General features: G+C 47.3%; 16 protein-coding genes. 8 read left to right on the top strand and 8 right to left on the bottom strand.

The annotated features are described in order from the left end of the window. Positions 1-277 precede the first annotated feature (277 nt). Positions 278-892, top strand: a complete 615-nt coding sequence (locus FTU86_RS01035; protein ID WP_034598190.1) for a carbonic anhydrase — start codon at positions 278-280, stop codon at positions 890-892. A 96-nt stretch (positions 893-988) separates the two neighbouring features. Here FTU86_RS01035 and FTU86_RS01030 read toward each other — a convergent pair whose 3' ends face one another. Beyond that, positions 989-1,600, bottom strand: a complete 612-nt coding sequence (locus FTU86_RS01030) for an arylesterase (RefSeq protein WP_005179403.1) — start codon at positions 1,598-1,600, stop codon at positions 989-991. A gap of 32 nt (positions 1,601-1,632) precedes the next feature. Here FTU86_RS01030 and FTU86_RS01025 point away from each other — a divergent pair, with 32 nt between their 5' ends. Continuing rightward, the gene (locus FTU86_RS01025) at positions 1,633-2,358 is read left to right on the top strand and encodes an ABC transporter ATP-binding protein (protein ID WP_005179393.1); all 726 of its coding nucleotides are present in this window, start codon (positions 1,633-1,635) and stop codon (positions 2,356-2,358) included. Between the two features lies 1 nt (position 2,359). Then, positions 2,360-4,843, top strand: coding sequence for an ABC transporter permease (locus tag FTU86_RS01020; protein ID WP_005179389.1), 2,484 nt, complete (start codon positions 2,360-2,362; stop codon positions 4,841-4,843). Between the two features lie 34 nt (positions 4,844-4,877). On the opposite strand, the gene FTU86_RS01015 is transcribed toward FTU86_RS01020, so the two are convergent. Continuing rightward, entirely contained in the window at positions 4,878-5,696 is an 819-nt protein-coding gene (locus tag FTU86_RS01015; protein WP_104513533.1) for a rhomboid family intramembrane serine protease, read from the bottom strand. Between the two features lie 78 nt (positions 5,697-5,774). Between FTU86_RS01015 and mtgA the strand changes: the two genes are divergently transcribed. Next, the gene (gene mtgA / locus FTU86_RS01010; protein WP_045796058.1) at positions 5,775-6,449 is read left to right on the top strand and encodes a monofunctional biosynthetic peptidoglycan transglycosylase; all 675 of its coding nucleotides are present in this window, start codon (positions 5,775-5,777) and stop codon (positions 6,447-6,449) included. A 111-nt stretch (positions 6,450-6,560) separates the two neighbouring features. Then, positions 6,561-8,642 carry a polyphosphate kinase 1 gene (gene ppk1, locus FTU86_RS01005; RefSeq protein WP_005179379.1) on the top strand — a complete coding sequence of 694 codons (2,082 nt, stop codon included), beginning with the start codon at positions 6,561-6,563 and terminating at the stop codon, positions 8,640-8,642. A gap of 93 nt (positions 8,643-8,735) precedes the next feature. Here the strand turns inward: ppk1 and oxyR are convergent, their stop codons facing one another. The 4 genes from oxyR to rubA form a co-directional block, all read right to left on the bottom strand. Then, complete coding sequence (gene oxyR, locus FTU86_RS01000) at positions 8,736-9,635, bottom strand: LysR family transcriptional regulator OxyR (RefSeq protein WP_005179377.1); 900 nt, start codon at positions 9,633-9,635, stop codon at positions 8,736-8,738. A gap of 13 nt (positions 9,636-9,648) precedes the next feature. Next, the gene (locus tag FTU86_RS00995; protein ID WP_045796061.1) at positions 9,649-10,584 is read right to left on the bottom strand and encodes an alpha/beta fold hydrolase; all 936 of its coding nucleotides are present in this window, start codon (positions 10,582-10,584) and stop codon (positions 9,649-9,651) included. A 51-nt stretch (positions 10,585-10,635) separates the two neighbouring features. Next, positions 10,636-11,814, bottom strand: coding sequence for an NAD(P)/FAD-dependent oxidoreductase (locus tag FTU86_RS00990; protein WP_180036481.1), 1,179 nt, complete (start codon positions 11,812-11,814; stop codon positions 10,636-10,638). A gap of 77 nt (positions 11,815-11,891) precedes the next feature. Next, positions 11,892-12,056 carry a rubredoxin RubA gene (gene rubA / locus FTU86_RS00985; RefSeq protein ID WP_005179369.1) on the bottom strand — a complete coding sequence of 55 codons (165 nt, stop codon included), beginning with the start codon at positions 12,054-12,056 and terminating at the stop codon, positions 11,892-11,894. A gap of 504 nt (positions 12,057-12,560) precedes the next feature. Between rubA and FTU86_RS00980 the strand changes: the two genes are divergently transcribed. Next, entirely contained in the window at positions 12,561-13,103 is a 543-nt protein-coding gene (locus FTU86_RS00980; protein WP_005179368.1) for an adenine phosphoribosyltransferase, read from the top strand. 53 nt (positions 13,104-13,156) lie between these two features. Here FTU86_RS00980 and FTU86_RS00975 read toward each other — a convergent pair whose 3' ends face one another. Beyond that, complete coding sequence (locus FTU86_RS00975; RefSeq protein WP_168384305.1) at positions 13,157-13,663, bottom strand: YqiA/YcfP family alpha/beta fold hydrolase; 507 nt, start codon at positions 13,661-13,663, stop codon at positions 13,157-13,159. 256 nt (positions 13,664-13,919) lie between these two features. Here FTU86_RS00975 and lysS point away from each other — a divergent pair, with 256 nt between their 5' ends. After that, on the top strand, positions 13,920-15,446 hold the full coding sequence (gene lysS / locus FTU86_RS00970; protein WP_005179355.1) for a lysine--tRNA ligase: 1,527 nt from the start codon (positions 13,920-13,922) through the stop codon (positions 15,444-15,446). 94 nt (positions 15,447-15,540) lie between these two features. On the opposite strand, the gene FTU86_RS00965 is transcribed toward lysS, so the two are convergent. Next, the gene (locus FTU86_RS00965; protein WP_005179350.1) at positions 15,541-16,083 is read right to left on the bottom strand and encodes a hypothetical protein; all 543 of its coding nucleotides are present in this window, start codon (positions 16,081-16,083) and stop codon (positions 15,541-15,543) included. Between the two features lie 324 nt (positions 16,084-16,407). Between FTU86_RS00965 and cysD the strand changes: the two genes are divergently transcribed. Then, positions 16,408-17,322 carry a sulfate adenylyltransferase subunit CysD gene (gene cysD, locus FTU86_RS00960; RefSeq protein WP_005179347.1) on the top strand — a complete coding sequence of 305 codons (915 nt, stop codon included), beginning with the start codon at positions 16,408-16,410 and terminating at the stop codon, positions 17,320-17,322. Positions 17,323-17,408: the final 86 nt, after the last annotated feature.

Genomic DNA, 17,408 nt, shown 5'->3' with positions numbered 1-17,408 from the left:
GCGTCGGCTTGGCTTGTTTGAATTGTGTAAATTTTCGCCTTAAGTCGAATTGAAAATGCTGTTTCTGGTTATTGTAAGGGCTTTGCAGAAAATGTCACCTAGCTGTTTTTTGACCGGGTTGGTGTGCTGCTTTTGAAGTGTGATGTAAATCGCAATTACTTTAGGAAAATTTGAAAAAATTTATCTTATAAAAATTGATCAGCTATTTTTTTTGCAAGTGACTTTGCCCCGGCAGAGGATTAAAATGCTGAAAATTCAAAAACTGGTGGTAACAAGAATGCTCACAGCTCAAGAGGCTTTAGAACGTCTTAAACAAGGAAACCAACGTTTTGTTTCGGGCAATACCAATCATCCGAAACAACTAACCCACCATCAACGTGCAGAGATGGCCGAAGACCAGAATCCTTTTGCGATTGTGCTCGGTTGTTCTGATTCACGTGTACCTGCAGAAATGGTTTTTGATCAGGGACTCGGCGATCTGTTTGTGATTCGTGTGGCAGGGAATATTGTTGCGCCATCTCAGGTCGGCAGTGTTGAATTTGCGGCAGAGCGTTATGACTGCGCCGTGGTTGTGGTTTTGGGCCATAGTCACTGTGGCGCGATTCAGGCCACCATTGATACCTTGATGTGCCCGGACTGTCCACCATCTGCCAATCTGATGTCAATTGTGAACCGTGTTCGCCCGTCCGTAGAAACGCTGATGCAGACTGAACTGAAAAATGATTTGGCCAAGCTGTCGAAACATGCGGTTCGTTCCAATGTGTTTGCCTCAGTCAATCAGCTACGTCATGGTTCAGCAGTGTTAGAAAACCTGATTGAACAGGGGCAGCTGAAAGTCGTAGGTGCAGAATATTCATTAGAAACCGGTGAAGTAACTTTCTTTGATTTTTAATTGATTCTAAAAATAATCAAAAAGCGGGCATTGATGTCCCGCTTTTTTTATGGCTGAAATCCGGATCTTGAAAACCATCTCAGCGTTGAATCGGCTTTATTTTAATGCTGCCTGAATGAAGGGATAGGCATTTTTCAGCAAAATAGGCTGGGCTGCAGCCGTCGGATGGATCAGATCTTTTTGCATCAGGGTATTTTTACCGGCGACACCGTCTAGGAAGAAGGGCAGTAATTTGACCTGATAACGCTGGCTCACCACTTTGTAGTTATTTTCAAACGCCTTGCTGTAGGCGCTGCCATAATTGGGTGGCATTTTCATGCCAAATACAATCACCTTGGCTTTGGCCTGTTGACTGTGCTGAATCAGCCGCGCCAGATTATTTTGAATCAGCTGCGGTGGCTGACCACGCAAGCCATCATTACCGCCCAGTTCAATTACCACCACATGCGGCTTATGCGTTTGCAGTAATTTGGGCAAACGTGCCAGCGCGCCGCTGGTGGTTTCGCCACTCACACTTGCATTGACCACTTTATGCTGTTTCGGATACTGTTGTTCTAAACGTTTTTGTAACAGATGGACCCAGCCTTGTTGTGGTTGCAAACCGTAACCGGCACTTAAGCTGTCACCCAGAATCATGATGGTTTTGGCAGACACCAGCATGGGCATGAAGGCAAGCCCCGCCACAGCGAAATAAGCAAAACAACTCATTTTGAAATTGCGAATGTGCATTTAAGGATACTATGACTCAATTCACTACAGATACCGCCATCATGCCACAAAGCATTATTTCTGCCCAACAATTGACACAAAAGATACAACTTGCACAAAAAACACTGACGATTTTTGAAAATTTAAATCTGGAGATCCGGGCGGGGGAACAGGTGGCGATTACCGGCCGTTCCGGTTCAGGCAAATCAACCTTATTGGGGATTCTGGCGACCTTGGATCAGGCCAGTGCCGGGCAGTTAACGGTCTGTGGTGAATCAATTCAGGAGCTGAATGAAGAACAGCGTGCGCTGGTGCGGCTGAAATATATTGGTTTCGTATTCCAGTCGTTCCAGTTATTGCCGCATTTAACCGCACTGGAAAATGTCATGCTGCCGCTACGCTTGCAACCGAATTTTAAATTTGCCGAGGCCGAACACAAGGCGCGTAATCTACTGAAAAAAGTCGGACTGGAACGGCAGGCAGAGCAGACCCCGAAAGTCCTGTCGGGTGGTGAGCAGCAACGGGTGGCGATTGCCCGGGCTTTAATCAGTGAGCCTAAAATCATTTTTGCCGATGAACCGACCGGGAATTTAGATGGCGAAACCGCCAAAGAAATTGAACAGCTGTTATTTCAACTGAACCGTGAACTGGGGACCACCTTGGTGCTGGTGACGCATGATCCGAAACTGGCGCAGCAATGTCAGCGCCATTTTGAACTCAGTCAGGGACAATTGCTGGAACACCCGGCAGGAGGATGAGATGAACCCGTTATTTCGTCCTTTACTGACCCAGAGTTTTAAAAGTACCGGTGTTTATCTGTTACTGATTGCGCTAATTCTGGCAATTAGTGCCACAACCGCGCTGAAATTCAGCAATGAGCAGATTCAAAATGCGGTGGCTTTGCAGGCGGCAGAAATGCTGGCCGGTGATCTGGTGCTGTCCGACAATAAACCGATTGCACCGCGCTGGGAAGCGGCGGCCGATGAATTGGCGCTAAAGCAGTCACATGTTACGGTGTTTAGCTCGATGGCACATACCGGCGATGAATTTGTGATGGTGAATGTCAAAGCCATTGATCAGGCCTTCCCGTTACGCGGTGAGCTGCGGGTTGCGCCCCAACCTGCTGCTGCCATTCAACCGGGCGAGGTCTGGGTTAGCCAGCGCGCGATGGAGCTGCTGAAAATTCAGGTGGGCGATACCTTAAATATTGCCGATGGCGCCTTTCAGGTCACGGCCAGCATCGAGCATGATTCCAATCAGGAACTGGGCTTTAGCGGTTTTTCACCGACGGTGATCATTGCCCAGCAAGATGTGGCGCGTACCAATGCCATTCAGGTCGGCAGCCGGATTAATTACCGCTTGCTGATGGCCGGTACACCCCAGCATACCCGCCAGTTCGAGCAGGATTTTAAACAGTATCAGGAGAGCTTGCCTAAGACTCAGGAAGTCGATGGGCAGAATATTAGCGAACCAGATGGGCTGCGCCTACGCAATGCCAGTGAAGGCAATACCCGCTTGATGCGTCCAATTGCCAATCTGGATACCTTTTTACAGCTGGCCAATATTCTCACCATTTTACTGTGCGGCATTGCCATTGCCCTAACCAGCCAGCGCTATGTACAGCAGAATCAGGATCATATTGCTTTAATGCGTTGCATTGGCGCGACCAAGAAGCAGATTCTGGGCGCTTATCTGACCTTGTTGGCGGTGGTGCTGTTACTGGCGATGCTGCTCGGTAGTGCGGTCGGCATTACGCTAGGCTATGGGCTGTTGCAATTGATGTTACAGCTGATTCCGCATTTGCAATTGCAGTTTTCCGCTGTCGAGATGCTGCTGGGGCCACTCCCGATTGCCATGCTGACCAGTGCCGTGGTACTGCTGGGCTTTATTTTGCCAAGTCTGTGGCAGCTGCTCAATACCCCACCAATCCGGGTGATTCGCCAGCAGGAAAAATCGGTTCAGTCGATGTTGTGGATGCTGCTGACCGGCACACTCAGCCTGATGCTGTTTAGTGTGGTGCTGACTGAAAATATCGTACTAACGCTATGGGTCATGGGCGCCATCATCCTGCTGTGCAGCGTACTCTATGCCGTAGTCTGGAGCTTCCTGAAACTGATCCGCAATTTAAAAAGCGGCATCTCGGCCTATGTGCGCACGCCGTATCAGACTGCATTTCAGATTACCGCACTGGCGCTGGGCCTTAGCCTGATTACCGTGCTGGCAGTATTACGTACCGATCTGCTGGATCGCTGGCAGCAGCAATTGCCGGAAGGTACACCAAACCAGTTTGTCTATGGTTTACCACCGTTTGATATGCCAGAGTTTCAGGCGCAACTTGAACAGCAGGGCTGGCACAGTACGCCGCTGTACCCAAATGTGCGCGGGCGGCTGGTGGCCAAAAACGATCAGCCCTTTGCAGAAGCGCTAATCCAGCACAATAATTCGCTCCGACGTGAACTGAACCTGACCCAGGCCGAACGCTTTCCGGCCGATAACCTAATTGTGGCCGGACAGGAACAGTTTAGTCAGGTCGGGCAGGTTTCGGTTGAAGCCAATACTGCGCAAGAACTGGGCATTGAGATTGGCGATACGCTGACCTTTAGTTTGCCAGAAGGCTTGTTGCAGGCCAAAGTCATTAATCTGCGCAGCGTGGAATGGGAAAGCTTTAGTCCGAATTTCTTCTTTATTTTTTCACCGCAAACCATGGATGAAAATGCCGGCAGCTATCTGGGCAGTTTCTATGTGCCGGAGCAGGACCGGCCGGCACTGGTGCAGCTGATCCAGCAGTTTTCCAATACCGTATTTATTGATGTCAGTCTGATTCTGGAAGAGATTAAACGGATTGTGAATGTGTTGGTACAGATTATTACCATTCTGGCAGTGTTGGTGGCGGTCTCCGGGATTCTGGTGCTGATTGCCTGTTTAAACCTGCTGATGGATGAGCGGAAACGTGAAGTGGCCTTGCTGCGTTCTTTTGGTAGTTCCAAGCAGAAACTAAAACGGATGATGAGTCTGGAAATTGGTCTGATTGGCGGAATTGCCGGAGTGGTGGCCTGTCTGTTTGCCGAGGTGATTAGTGCGATTGCCAGTTACCGGATGGAACTGGCAATTCAGCCACACTGGGAAATCTGGCTAATCTTGCCGGTTGTAATGACTTTATTGTGTGCTTTAATTGGCCGTTATAGGCTTAGTTATTTATCTGATATTCCGCCTTTGCAAAGCCTGCGAGAGATGAATCAATAAGTTTCATCTCTGCATTAAAATGGTGGGGTATGCGTTACAGCTGCAATTGCTGGCGCATCATCTGTAGAATTTCCTGCCACAGCGGGGCAAGCATCTGTACCTGTTGCAGACAGTACTGATAAAACAGCCAGCTGATGATGGCGGCGCCGGTCAGCGCCAGCAGTGAAAACAGCGCTGACTTGTGCAGCTTCTGGCCGATGTACCAAAGTGCTGCCAAGGCTGCACCCATCACCATGCCGCCAATATGTGCGGCATTGTTAATTCCGCTAATCATAAAGCCCATAAACAGGTTCAGGCCCATCACCAGTAACAGGGTTTTCTTATCCAGCAGAAAACGCTGTTTCGGCAGGCGTGGCAATAATGATAAAACCGTCAGGGAAGCACCCAAACCCATCACCGCACCGGATGCACCAGCGCTCACACTTGGCAGTAAATCCGGGCTGGTCAGGCCATGCGCGAGAATCTGTAAGGAATCCTGAATCTGTAAATAGCCACTGAGCAGGCTGCCCATCAGTCCGGCCAGTACATACAGGCCTAAAAAATACGGCCGGCCAAAAAGCTGTTCGGCCACGCTGCCAAAAATATACAGGGCCCACATATTCAGCATCAGGTGAATCATGCCAAAATGGAAAAACATGCTGCTGAACAGACGCTGCGGCTGTTCGAGAAAGGTCAGGGGAGCATAGTCGGCGCCCCAGAGAATCGCATCTCGGGTGCTGGGCTGGCTGGCATCGACACCGGTCAGGATTTGCCAGGCAAATACACCAATATTGAGGGCAATCAACAGGGCCGTCAGCCACCATAAATGCGTTTCGGGTTTACGGTGAATCAGCGGCGGTGAATATTCAGACATGCTATTTTTATACAATGATGATTTATTTCGTTATAAGCTTAACACGAAAAATTCACGCCTCAGGAGCCCCAAGCTGACATGAAAGCTTTTATTGTCCGTACCTTATTAATTCTTGTCAGTCTGTTTTTATTGATCCAGTTGTGGATTTTCTCGAGTCTGGCCTGGTGGCGGACCCAGCCAGTGCAAAGTACCATGATGATGCGCCTGGACTATTGGTCAGATACTTCCCAGCCCATCCGGCATGAATGGCGTGACTATGACCAGATCAGTGAATATCTGAAAAAAGCCGTGGTCGCTGCCGAAGATGGCAAGTTTATGCAGCATCATGGTTTTGACTGGGAAGGCATTCAACATGCGCTGGAACGTAATAAAGATCAGGGACAGGTGGTGGCTGGTGGCTCAACCATTTCACAGCAGCTGGCGAAAAACCTGTTTTTATTTAACCAGCGTTCATTTTTACGCAAAGGGCAGGAAGCCATTGCGACCTGGATGATGGAACGCATGTGGAGCAAGCAGCGGATTCTGGAGGTGTATTTAAACTCGGTAGAGTTTGGCGACAACATTTACGGCATTGAAGCCGCGACCCAGCATTATTTTGGCAAGTCCTCACGCAGCCTTAGTCGTGAAGAAGCGATTTTTCTGGCTGCGATTTTGCCGAATCCAAAATATTATCAGGACAACCGTTCCGGCCGTGGTCTGGAACCACGTAAACGCATGATCCGTAAATACATGCGTTACAGCGAGATTCCTTGAGTTGTAAAATTGAAAAAAAGCCCACAGCAGTGGGCTTTTTTTATGAAATTGTCACAAAATTGAAGCATACTTATGAATAGTGAATACTTGAGAAAAAGTCATAGGGTGCATATGAATACGGCAGCGAGCGCGACCCCTGCGCAAATAGACTATACCTATAATGATCGATACATCAATCGTGAGCTTTCTATCCTCGATTTCCATTTGCGCGTGCTGGAGCAGGCAGTCGATCCTTTGCATCCCTTGCTGGAACGTATGAACTTTTTACTCATCTTTTCACGTAACTTAGATGAGTTTTTTGAAATTCGTGTTGCAGGTGTCATGGAGCAGCTGGATTTGGGCAATGAAAGCCGTAGCCCGGATGGTCTGACTCCGAAACAGGTACTGGAGCAGATTTCCCAAACTGCCCACGCTGCCATTGAGCGCCAATACCGTATTTTAAACCAGGAAATTCTGCCTAAACTGCGTGAAGAAGACATCTGTTTCTTGCGCCGTGGTGAGCTGACACCGGCTCAATCGGCCTGGGTGAAAAAATATTTTCAGGAACAGGTGGCACCGGTCTTAACGCCAATCAGCCTGGACCCGGCTCATCCATTCCCGCGTCTGGTCAATAAAAGCCTGAACTTTATTGTGACGCTGGAAGGGAAAGATGCCTTCGGCCGTCAGATTGACCTGGCCGTGGTGCCAGCGCCGCGTTCCTTGCCACGTGTGGTGCGTTTGCCAGATGAATTGACCGGTGGTAAAGAACATCACGTGATGCTGTCTGCAATTATTCATGAGCATGTATCGGACCTGTTCCCGGGCATGACTGCGACTGGCTGTTATCAGTTCCGTGTCACCCGTAATGCCGATTTGGCCTTAAACGAAGATGTCGAAGATCTGGCCAAAGCGCTGAAAGGTGAGCTGAACTCCCGTCGTTTTGGCCGCGCGGTGCGTCTGGAAGTCACCCAGAACTGTCCGCAACCGATTTATGAATATCTGCTGAATGAGTTCGATCTGCATGAAGATCAGCTCTATAAAGTGGATGGTCCGGTGAATCTGGCGCGTTTATTGTCTAACTTTAAACGTCCACATTTACGTTATGACTCACATACGCCAGTGATTCCGAAAGTGTTGAAAAAGTCCGAGAATATTTTTTCGGCCATGCAAAAGCAGGATATCTTGCTGCATCATCCGTTTGAATCCTTTGCCCCGGTGATTAACCTGCTGCGTGAAGCGGCGCGTGACCCGCAGGTACTGGCAATTAAACAGACTTTGTACCGTAGTGGTGCCGATTCTGAAATCGTACAAGTCTTAGCGGAAGCGGCGCGTAATGGTAAAGAAGTGACCGCGGTCATTGAGCTGCGTGCGCGTTTTGATGAAGAATCCAATATTGCCGTGGCCAACGTGCTGCAAGAAGCCGGCGCGGTGGTGGTCTATGGCATTGTCGGTTATAAAACCCATGCCAAAATGATTCTGGTGGTGCGCCGTGAAAACAACAAGCTGGTGCGTTATGTGCATTTGGGCACCGGTAACTATCATGCCGGTAACGCGCGGATTTATACCGACTACGGCTTGCTCACCACCGACAAGGAACTCTGTGAAGATGTACACCGTATTTTCCAGGAACTGACCGGCATGGGCAAAATGGCCAAGCTGAAAAAGCTGTTACATGCGCCGTTTACCCTGCATACCCAGCTGATCAACTTTATTGATGATGAAATTGCCAATGCTAAAGCCGGTAAACCAGCACAAATTATTGTGAAGGTGAATGCCTTAACTGAAATGCAGCTGATCAATAAACTGTATGAAGCTTCCCAGGCTGGCGTGCAGATTGACCTGATTATCCGTTCGATTTGCTGCCTGCGTCCAGGCTTGCCGGGGCTATCGGAAAATATTCGGGTACGTTCGATTGTCGGCCGATTCCTGGAACATACCCGCGTGTATTACTTCAGCAACAATGGTGATGCGCGTATTTACTGTTCAAGTGCTGACTGGATGGACCGTAACCTGTTTAACCGGGTGGAAGCCTGCTTCCCGATTGAAGATCCGGCACTGAAAAAACGTATTTATCAGCAAGGTCTGCAAATTTATCTGCAAGATAACCAGCAGGCGTGGCTACTGCAGGGAGATGGTACCTGGATTCGTGCGCAGGCCGCAGAAGGTGAGCCGGCTTCCAATGCACAGCGCACCCTGATCGAGATGATTCAGTAAGCGAAGCAAGCCTGATATTTAAAGAATGTCAGGCTTTTATCCGCTAAAAAAATAAGGAGCTGATGCTCCTTATTTTTATGGGTATTGAAGAACTTAGCTGTGCGATATTTTTTGCAGAATCTGCAATAACACATCAAATTCGCTTTGCAGCGGAGTACTCTTACGCGTTACTAAGGCCAGGGTGCGGGTAGGTGCTGCGTCAATCTGTTTTACCACCAGCTCTGAATTGGCCTGAATCATATTGGTATGAATGGCAATTTCAGGCAGTAAGGTAAAGCCGAGGTTGGCTGATACCATTTCCACCAGGGTTGGTAGCGAGCTGGCTTTTAAACGATGATCATTTTTACGCTCGCCAATTGGACAGGCACTTAAGGCATGATCACGCAAGCAGTGGCCTTCTTCCAGCAGCATCAGGCGGGACAGGTCCAGATCTTCTAAAGATTTGGCCTGAGCCGAGTGTGCATCGGATTTATGGTGGACCAGTACCAGATTTTCTTTGGCAATTTCGGCAACTTTCAGACTGCGGGTATCAAACGGCAGCGCCAGTAACACCATATCCAGGTTACCATGTTCCAGTTTTTCTACAATTTTTTCACTTTGTGCTTCATGCAGGTGTAACTGGATTTTTGGCAGTTGCTTATGCACTTCATCTAACAGCTGCGACAAAATGAACGGTGCAATGGTTGGAATCACACCTAAATGCAGGTCGCCGGTTAAGGGCTCGCTCATTTCACGGCTTAGGCGCATCAAGTCCTGCGCATCAGCCAATAGAACACGCGCTCGGGCTACAACTTGTTCACCGAGAGGAGTCAAACGTACATTCTGGCGATCGCGTTCAACCAATACGCCACCCAATAAGCGCTCTAACTCCATGATCCCGCCCGACAATGTCGATTGAGTCACGAATGAACGGCGCGCCGCTTCTGTAAAATGCAACGTTTCAGACAGTGTAACGAGGTATGACAGCTGTCTTAAGGATGGTAATGCAGCCATAGTGTCCTAATGCTTATAATTTAAAGTGATGAGCAAATAATTCGCTAAGATATGGAATGAAATGCGGAGGGATATCATGCCCCATTCCTTCAATTAATTCAAATTTAGCGTCAGGTATTGCTTTCGCAACAGCCTTACCATGTGCAGGTGGAAGTAAGCGGTCACGAGAACCATGAACAACCAGCGTGGGCTGTTGGATCTGCTTGTCCAGACTGCGCAATGAGCCTGTACATAATATTGCTAAAAACTGCTGAAGTACACCCGCTGGATGGTAACTTCGCTGATATAATTTACGGGCGGTCTGTACCGCTTCCATTTCATTCAGATAACCTGGCGAACCAATCACTTTAAACAGTTTCAGGCTGTGGTTAATAATGCCTTCTTCATCATTGGATGCCGGCTTGCCCACTAGGCTGAACAGCTGTTTCGGGAAAGGAGGCGGTAGGAAAGGCTGGTTGTTGCTGGTAAACAATAGTGCCAGTTTTCTGACCTTGTCCGGATAGCGGGCCGCCAGAATCTGTGCAATCATGCCGCCCATTGAAGCGCCAATCACATCAACCTGTTCCAGCTCCAGTTTATCAATCAGCAGGGCCACATCATCGGCCATATCATACAGGTTATAAGGCGCCCCCTGATTTTCTAAACCCAAGGCAAAACGGCCCATCAGTTTTAGGGTATTCAGGCGCTCGCCCTGATGGCGTACTTTAGAGGACAGGCCAATATCGCGGTTATCAAAACGGATGACCCGAAAGCCTTGGTCAATGAGTGACTTGCAGAAAAAGTCTGGCCAATACAGCAGCTGTGCACCCAGTCCCATGACCAGTAAAATGGTCGGATTGCCAATTTCGCCGCCCATTTCGACATGCAATTCAATGCCATTGCCCAAGTCGACTTTGGTTTCGTGCATAAAACTGCTGTAAGGTGAAACATTTAACCGCAAACTATTCATTCTTATATTCCTTTCTTCAAGGTGAGCGCGCACCCCTGATGGATTAAAGCGCTAAACTGCCGCTGGAATCAAGTCAGGAACAAGTTTACTTAAAGCCAGGCGCTGTTTGCTGGCTGTTGGCCCGAGCAGCACAAAGCCGCGTAAGGTGGCAGTGCTGTCAAAGGCTTTGGCAATCATGCCATCGTCCAGTTCTTCATTTTGCCAGGTCACTTCCACATCTACCGGGGCAGGTAACACCGTTAATGGTGCCGCCGGGGTTTTCACTGCAACCGGCATAGCCGGGTAGTGCACTTGTGTGGTTTCACCATTTAAGGTTTTGGCCAGGGCACGTGCCTGCTGCATGATTGGCATGACATACGGTAATAAAATCCCGTTGACTTCAGCGCAGTCGCCCACTGCATAAATATCAGCCAGGTTGGTTTCCAGTAAGCCATTGGTCAACACGCCGCGACTGGTATGAATGCCGGCTTCTTTGGCTAAAGTGATATTCGGCTGTAAACCGACGGCGGATAGCACCACATCGGCACTCAGGCTGCGGCCATCGGCCAGTGTCACCAGATAATCGCCATGATCCAGTTTCGATACTTTATCGACCGTGGTGCCCAAGACAAAATGAATCCCGGTTTCTTCCAGGTTCTGTTTAAATGCAGTGGCAATAAATTCAGGCAATAAACGGCCGAGCGGTTGGGGTGCCAGATCAATCACCGTGACTTGATGCTCGGTGTTTTGCAGGTCATTGGCAAATTCACAGCCAATCAGGCCCGCGCCTAAAATCACCACACGTTTATCCTGACGCGCTGCCAGCTGTTCGCGGAAGGCTTTATAGTCATTTAAATTATTGACCACGTGAATATCATCACTGCCATCGCCAGAAATGGCCAGACGAATCGGGTTGGCACCGACTGCCAGTACCAGTTTGGCATAGGCTTGCTGGCTTTCGACGCCATCTTTCTCTAAAGTCAGCAGATGCTGCTCGGCATCAATGGCTTTGACCCAGGTATGCACTTCAATACGCATATTCAGCTGCGCGGCCATTTTCGCTGCATCCCCCAGCGCAATCTGTTCGGGTGCTTTTTTGCCGGCCAGGGCATTGGAGAGGGTAGGTTTTGCATAGTTGATTGCATCATCTGCGCAAATCATGACCAGTTCCTGTTCAGGGTTCAGTTTGCGAAATTCACGGGCGACTGTATAGCCAGCCATACCAGAACCAATGATGACAATCGGATGCATTATTTTCTCCATAAAAGGTTGAGCATAAGTTTCAAGACATAAAAAAAGACCATGCAGTTATGGTCTTCGAGGCGTACTTAGATTTCGACCATTTCAAAATCGACTTTAGATACGCCACAGTCCGGGCAGGTCCAGTCATCTGGAATATCTTCCCATTTGGTGCCCGCGACGATGCCATCTTGCGGCCAGCCTTCTGCCTCGTCATAAATCCATCCACAAACGATGCATTGATACTTTTTCATTTGACTCTCCAAAAGCCGATCTTCAATAAACCTGACCGGCAAAAAATTCCCTAACCAGCATGACTCAGTTGATATGATTTTAACACTTCATATTCGCTTAAATTTTTACGCAGTTATGAGGTTAAAGTAAAGTAAATATCGGAGTCTAATGCTTCATTTCTAAAGCTGAATGGCTAAGAAGGACAAAATTTATCTTTAAAATCTCAAACATTGCATAGTGTCGGACAATATGCACACTAAAAACCAGCGCAAATCTTTTCAAAATATATGAGAGATCACCTAAATTTCGACTAAAGTCGGACAGCTATTTTTGCTTAAATAGGCTATTCTATAATTAGGATAATCTATATTGGTTATTTAGTATAAAAATACCAATAATAAAAACAATGATTTACTAATTTTAATCGGGTTTTATTTAAACCTGAAGGGCGGAATTTGGCTGGTCTTCGTGGTCAAGACGCTGTAAAATTCACCTATTCTTTTTAATCTCTCTCCGATCTCCTTATGAGCAAGCTGTCTACAACGTTGTGGTCTCACATTCGTACTGTCCAAAACTTTCCTAAAGCCGGTATTTGTTTTTATGACTTGACCCCTTTATTCATGAAAAATATTGGTCCGTTGACAGATGCTTTAATTGAAAGTATTCCTGCAGAAAAACTGGCTGAAGTAGACAGCTTTATTGCGGTAGAAGCACGTGGTTTTGTGCTGGCTAGCCTGTTGGCACAGCGTACTGGCAAGGGCTTATTGCTGGTGCGTAAAGCCGGTAAATTACCACCACCGGTAGTAGGTGTGGGGTATAGCCTGGAATACGGTCTGGACCGTCTGGAAATGGCGGCGGATGTCACCGGTCAGAAAGTTATTATTGTGGATGATGTTTTAGCGACTGGCGGTACCTTAAAAGCAGTGAAACAACTGGCGGAAAAATGTCAGCATGAAATTCTGGGTGCGAGCATTTTCCTGGATTTACCAGATTTACACGCAGATTTAGGTCTGAACATCTGGTCGGTACTGGATGAACGCTCTAAGCCGGTGGAAGCAGTGGCTTAAGTCTGAGCACTACCCTGTAAAACATAGAAAGCCTTGCCGAGTGCAAGGCTTTTTTATTTGTGCAGTGATTGCTGTTCCAGTTGCCAGATTAAAGGATTGATATTTTCAGGACACACCAGTCGATGATGACCGCCTTTAAAAGCATGAATTGGCATGTAATTTTCCAGCTGGGTTTGTACCCAGTGCATGTCCAGCTGTTCATCGCCGAGTTCCAGATAGGCCAGCTGTGGAATATCATGGTTCAGTTCCTGTTCGGAAATCTGCGGATAGTCCGGTCGGAAGTCGGGCTGTAAACTCGGATTGGCAATGACGCAGGGAATACCATGCAGCGCCGACATCTTTAAGGCCCAATAGCCGCCGAGGCTATGTCCGACAATAATTTCAGGCTGGATTTTAACAATAATATCGTTATAGAAACTGGCCACCGTCTGGTAGTTCAGATTGCGATAATCCACAGTAATACAGTATTTTTTATCTGCGCAGATGGCATGGAACTTACTCGATTCACGTGAGGAATCCAGCCCATGCAGAAATAGGATTTTCGAGGTGCATCTATTCATTGTTTTCATTCACACTCAAGCGTCTATTGAATAGTTGAAAAGTTCCCTTTTCAATTAATTTCTCTTGCTTATTGTAAGAGTGGTGACGCAAGAAAGAAGTTAGCTATTGGTCTAACAGTTCAGCAAAAGGCGAGGTGCTGTTTAGCAGAGGTTTAGAAAATGAAAAAAATGGCTTAGGATTCAGCAGAGCATACGAAAAGCCAAATAAATCTGCTATGCTATTGCACTTCATTTTTTAGTAATTTTCGAGGCAGAGATGACGCAACCAAACGCTCAGTCGACTTCTGAACCCACTATTTCCGAAAACGATTTAATTGCACAGCGTCATGCCAAGTTAAAGCAAATCCAAGAAAAGGCTCAGGAAAGCAACAGTAGCCCATGGCCAAACACCTTCAAGCGTGAACATTACGCGCAAGATTTACAAGAACAGTTTGCCGACAAATCTAAAGAAGAAATTGAAGGCGGCGACAAGGTGTATGTGTCGGTGGCTGGCCGTGTCATGCTCAACCGTGGTTCGTTTATCGTAATTCAGGACATGACCGGTCGTATCCAGCTGTATGTGGCCCGTAAAGAACTTAGCCCTGAAACCTTGGAAACCATTAAAGGTTTGGACCTCGGCGATATTATTGCTGTTAAAGGTTATATCGGCCGTTCAGGTAAAGGCGATTTATATGTGCATATCGAGCACTTTGAATTGCTGACCAAATCGCTGCGTCCATTACCAGACAAGTTCCATGGCCTGACCGATACTGAAGTGAAGTATCGTAAGCGTTATCTGGATCTGATTGTAAACGAAGAAACCCGTAAGACTTTTGAAATTCGTGCCAAAGTGGTATCGGGCATCCGTGCGTTTTTAACTGAAAAGCGTTTCATGGAAGTTGAAACCCCAATGATGCACGTGATTCCTGGGGGTGCATCGGCGCGTCCATTTGAAACCCATCACAATGCACTGGATATGCCATTGTTCCTGCGTATTGCGCCAGAACTTTATTTAAAACGTCTGGTGGTGGGCGGTTTTGAACGCGTGTTCGAAATTAACCGTAACTTCCGTAACGAAGGTGTATCGACCCGTCATAACCCGGAATTCACCATGATTGAATTCTATCAGGCTTATGCAGACTACAAAGATTTGATGGAACTGACCGAGCAGATGCTGGAGAAACTGGCCATCGACATCTTGGGTTCGACCGATGTGCCGTATGGCGATGAAGTGTATAGCTTCAAAGGTCCGTTCAAGAAAATCTCGATGTTTGATGCGATTCTTGAGCACAACCCGCAATTCACCCCTGAAAACGTCAATGACCGTGAATTTCTGGCCAACTTCGTACAAAACGAATTGAAAGAGCAGGTAAAACCGGGCTTTGGTTTAGGCAAGCTGCAAACCATCGTGTTTGAAGAAACGGTTGAAACTCAACTGCGTCAGCCAACCTTCATTACTGAATACCCAGCAGAAACCTCACCGCTGGCTCGCCGTAATGATGAGAACCCGCACATCACTGACCGTTTTGAATTCTTCATTGGTGGTCGTGAGCTGGCAAACGGCTTCTCAGAGTTAAATGATCCAATTGATCAGGCGGAGCGTTTCCAGGCACAGGTGGCTGAGAAAGATGCTGGTGATGATGAAGCGATGCACTACGATGCAGACTTCGTTGAAGCACTGGAATATGGCTTGCCACCTACAGCAGGTGAAGGGATCGGGATTGACCGTCTGGTGATGTTATTCGCCAATGCACCAAGTATCCGTGATGTGATTTTGTTCCCGCATATGCGTCACAAGAACTAAAATCTGCTACATCAAATAACCCGCGAATCTCGCGGGTTATTTTTTTGTTTGAGTATCATCAAGCTATACGTAAAGCACAGATCAGAAGAATCGCTTAGATTAAACTGGTCTGAATACGCACTTTCATGTTCAGGCTTTGCTGCACAATAAAGGATTTCATCCACTGCACCTGTTCACCCATTGGATTGGTTTTGACTGCGGTGTCGAGGAAGGCCAGTTCCGGGCGCTGGAACAGTTGCTGTTCAATGGCCTGTTCCAGCTGGCTTGAGGTGGAGGCCAGTGGCATGCTGACCAGATAAAAGGCCTTTGGATAGTTATAAAAGGCATACATCAGGTTAAAGGCTTTCTGGTCACCTTTTAAATTGCCGGCACCAATTTCATAACCGCGATCCTGATTACTGTGGGTCAGACCAATCAAAAACTCGATATTATGGTCCGAAAGTCGTAGACCAAATTGCAGCCCGATCTGATCGGCACTGAACTCGTGCTGGACAAAGGTATTTAGTGCAGAACCATCTTCATCAAACGCTTCCTGCAACACCAGCATGTGCTGCTGATGCTGATACAGAAAGTCGGCAAGCTGCGCCTGTTCCAGCTGGGCTTTTAAGGTGGCTAAATCGTAATGACTATAAGGCATGGGAGCAATCAGAAAAAATTAAAATTTGTTTTATTTTAGGTGTTTCACTTGGAAAATGAAGCGATCTATTAGAGCTTTTAACAATAACTCAATAGATAGAAGTGAGCATAAAAACGGCGACTGGAAAATAGTGATTAGGCTAAAAATAAGCGATGCTGTGCAGGGTATGAGTAAACTTTGATAGCAATATCAGTAATCCTGTATATGACGTTTTTGCATATTAATATAATAAAACAAGCAATAGTACAGATAACTAAATCTCTATAATGAATATAAATTTTATAAAGTGTAATAAGTACACGTTGATTTAAGCTGGTGTTGTCCATGTCATTAAATGAGGAAAGACTTACTCATCTGAAACAGCTTGAAGCTGAGAGTATTCATATCATCCGTGAAGTTGCTGCCGAGTTTGAAAATCCGGTTATGCTGTACTCGATTGGTAAAGATTCTGCGGTAATGCTGCATCTTGCCTTGAAAGCCTTCTATCCTGCAAAACTTCCATTCCCTCTGTTACATGTCGATACAGGCTGGAAATTCAAAGATATGATTGAATTCCGCGACAACATGGCCAAGAAACATGGTTTTGATCTGATTGTGCATCAGAACCAGGAAGGCCGTGACGCCGGAATCAATCCATTTGATCATGGTAGCTCAAAATACACCGACATCATGAAAACCCAGGGGCTGAAACAGGCGCTGGACAAATACGGTTTTGATGCTGCATTTGGTGGTGCGCGCCGTGACGAAGAAAAATCACGTGCCAAAGAACGTGTCTATTCTTTCCGTGATTCCAAACACCGTTGGGACCCGAAAAACCAGCGTCCAGAACTGTGGAACCTTTATAACGGTAAGGTCAACAAGGGCGAAAGCATTCGTGTGTTCCCATTGTCGAACTGGACCGAGCTGGACATCTGGCAATACATTTATCTCGAGCAGATTCCAATTGTTCCGTTGTACTTTGCTGCTGAACGTCCAGTGGTAGAACGTAGTGGCACGCTGATTATGGTTGATGATGAGCGTATGCGTTTACATGAAGGCGAAGTACCACAAATGAAATCGGTACGTTTCCGTACACTTGGCTGTTACCCACTGACCGGTGCAGTTGAGTCAGGCGCAGATACCTTGCCTGAAATTATTCAGGAAATGTTGCTGGCCACCAGCTCGGAACGTCAGGGTCGTATGATTGACCATGATGAAGCCGGCTCGATGGAGAAGAAGAAGCAAGAGGGCTACTTCTAATTTCTCCCGACCTCTCTTTAGACAAGAGAGGAAATTCCCTCTGGGTAAAAGGGGGATACAGGGAGATTAAACCGGTTTCTAAAGAA

It is taken from the genome of Acinetobacter sp. YH12155 (assembly GCF_013418255.1).
Taxonomy (GTDB): domain Bacteria; phylum Pseudomonadota; class Gammaproteobacteria; order Pseudomonadales; family Moraxellaceae; genus Acinetobacter; species Acinetobacter indicus.
This window is presented reverse-complemented; position numbering and strand designations above follow the sequence as displayed.

Bases quoted from the DNA above. Each gene is read 5' to 3' on its own strand.
- FTU86_RS01035 (WP_034598190.1), top strand. From the start codon at position 278: ATGCTCACAGCTCAAGAGGCTTTAGAACGTCTTAAACAAGGAAACCAA.
- FTU86_RS01030 (WP_005179403.1), bottom strand. From the start codon at position 1,600: ATGAGTTGTTTTGCTTATTTCGCTGTGGCGGGGCTTGCCTTCATGCCC.
- FTU86_RS01025 (WP_005179393.1), top strand. From the start codon at position 1,633: ATGACTCAATTCACTACAGATACCGCCATCATGCCACAAAGCATTATT.
- FTU86_RS01020 (WP_005179389.1), top strand. From the start codon at position 2,360: ATGAACCCGTTATTTCGTCCTTTACTGACCCAGAGTTTTAAAAGTACC.
- FTU86_RS01015 (WP_104513533.1), bottom strand. From the start codon at position 5,696: ATGTCTGAATATTCACCGCCGCTGATTCACCGTAAACCCGAAACGCAT.
- mtgA (WP_045796058.1), top strand. From the start codon at position 5,775: ATGAAAGCTTTTATTGTCCGTACCTTATTAATTCTTGTCAGTCTGTTT.
- ppk1 (WP_005179379.1), top strand. From the start codon at position 6,561: ATGAATACGGCAGCGAGCGCGACCCCTGCGCAAATAGACTATACCTAT.
- oxyR (WP_005179377.1), bottom strand. From the start codon at position 9,635: ATGGCTGCATTACCATCCTTAAGACAGCTGTCATACCTCGTTACACTG.
- FTU86_RS00995 (WP_045796061.1), bottom strand. From the start codon at position 10,584: ATGAATAGTTTGCGGTTAAATGTTTCACCTTACAGCAGTTTTATGCAC.
- FTU86_RS00990 (WP_180036481.1), bottom strand. From the start codon at position 11,814: ATGCATCCGATTGTCATCATTGGTTCTGGTATGGCTGGCTATACAGTC.
- rubA (WP_005179369.1), bottom strand. From the start codon at position 12,056: ATGAAAAAGTATCAATGCATCGTTTGTGGATGGATTTATGACGAGGCA.
- FTU86_RS00980 (WP_005179368.1), top strand. From the start codon at position 12,561: ATGAGCAAGCTGTCTACAACGTTGTGGTCTCACATTCGTACTGTCCAA.
- FTU86_RS00975 (WP_168384305.1), bottom strand. From the start codon at position 13,663: ATGAATAGATGCACCTCGAAAATCCTATTTCTGCATGGGCTGGATTCC.
- lysS (WP_005179355.1), top strand. From the start codon at position 13,920: ATGACGCAACCAAACGCTCAGTCGACTTCTGAACCCACTATTTCCGAA.
- FTU86_RS00965 (WP_005179350.1), bottom strand. From the start codon at position 16,083: ATGCCTTATAGTCATTACGATTTAGCCACCTTAAAAGCCCAGCTGGAA.
- cysD (WP_005179347.1), top strand. From the start codon at position 16,408: ATGTCATTAAATGAGGAAAGACTTACTCATCTGAAACAGCTTGAAGCT.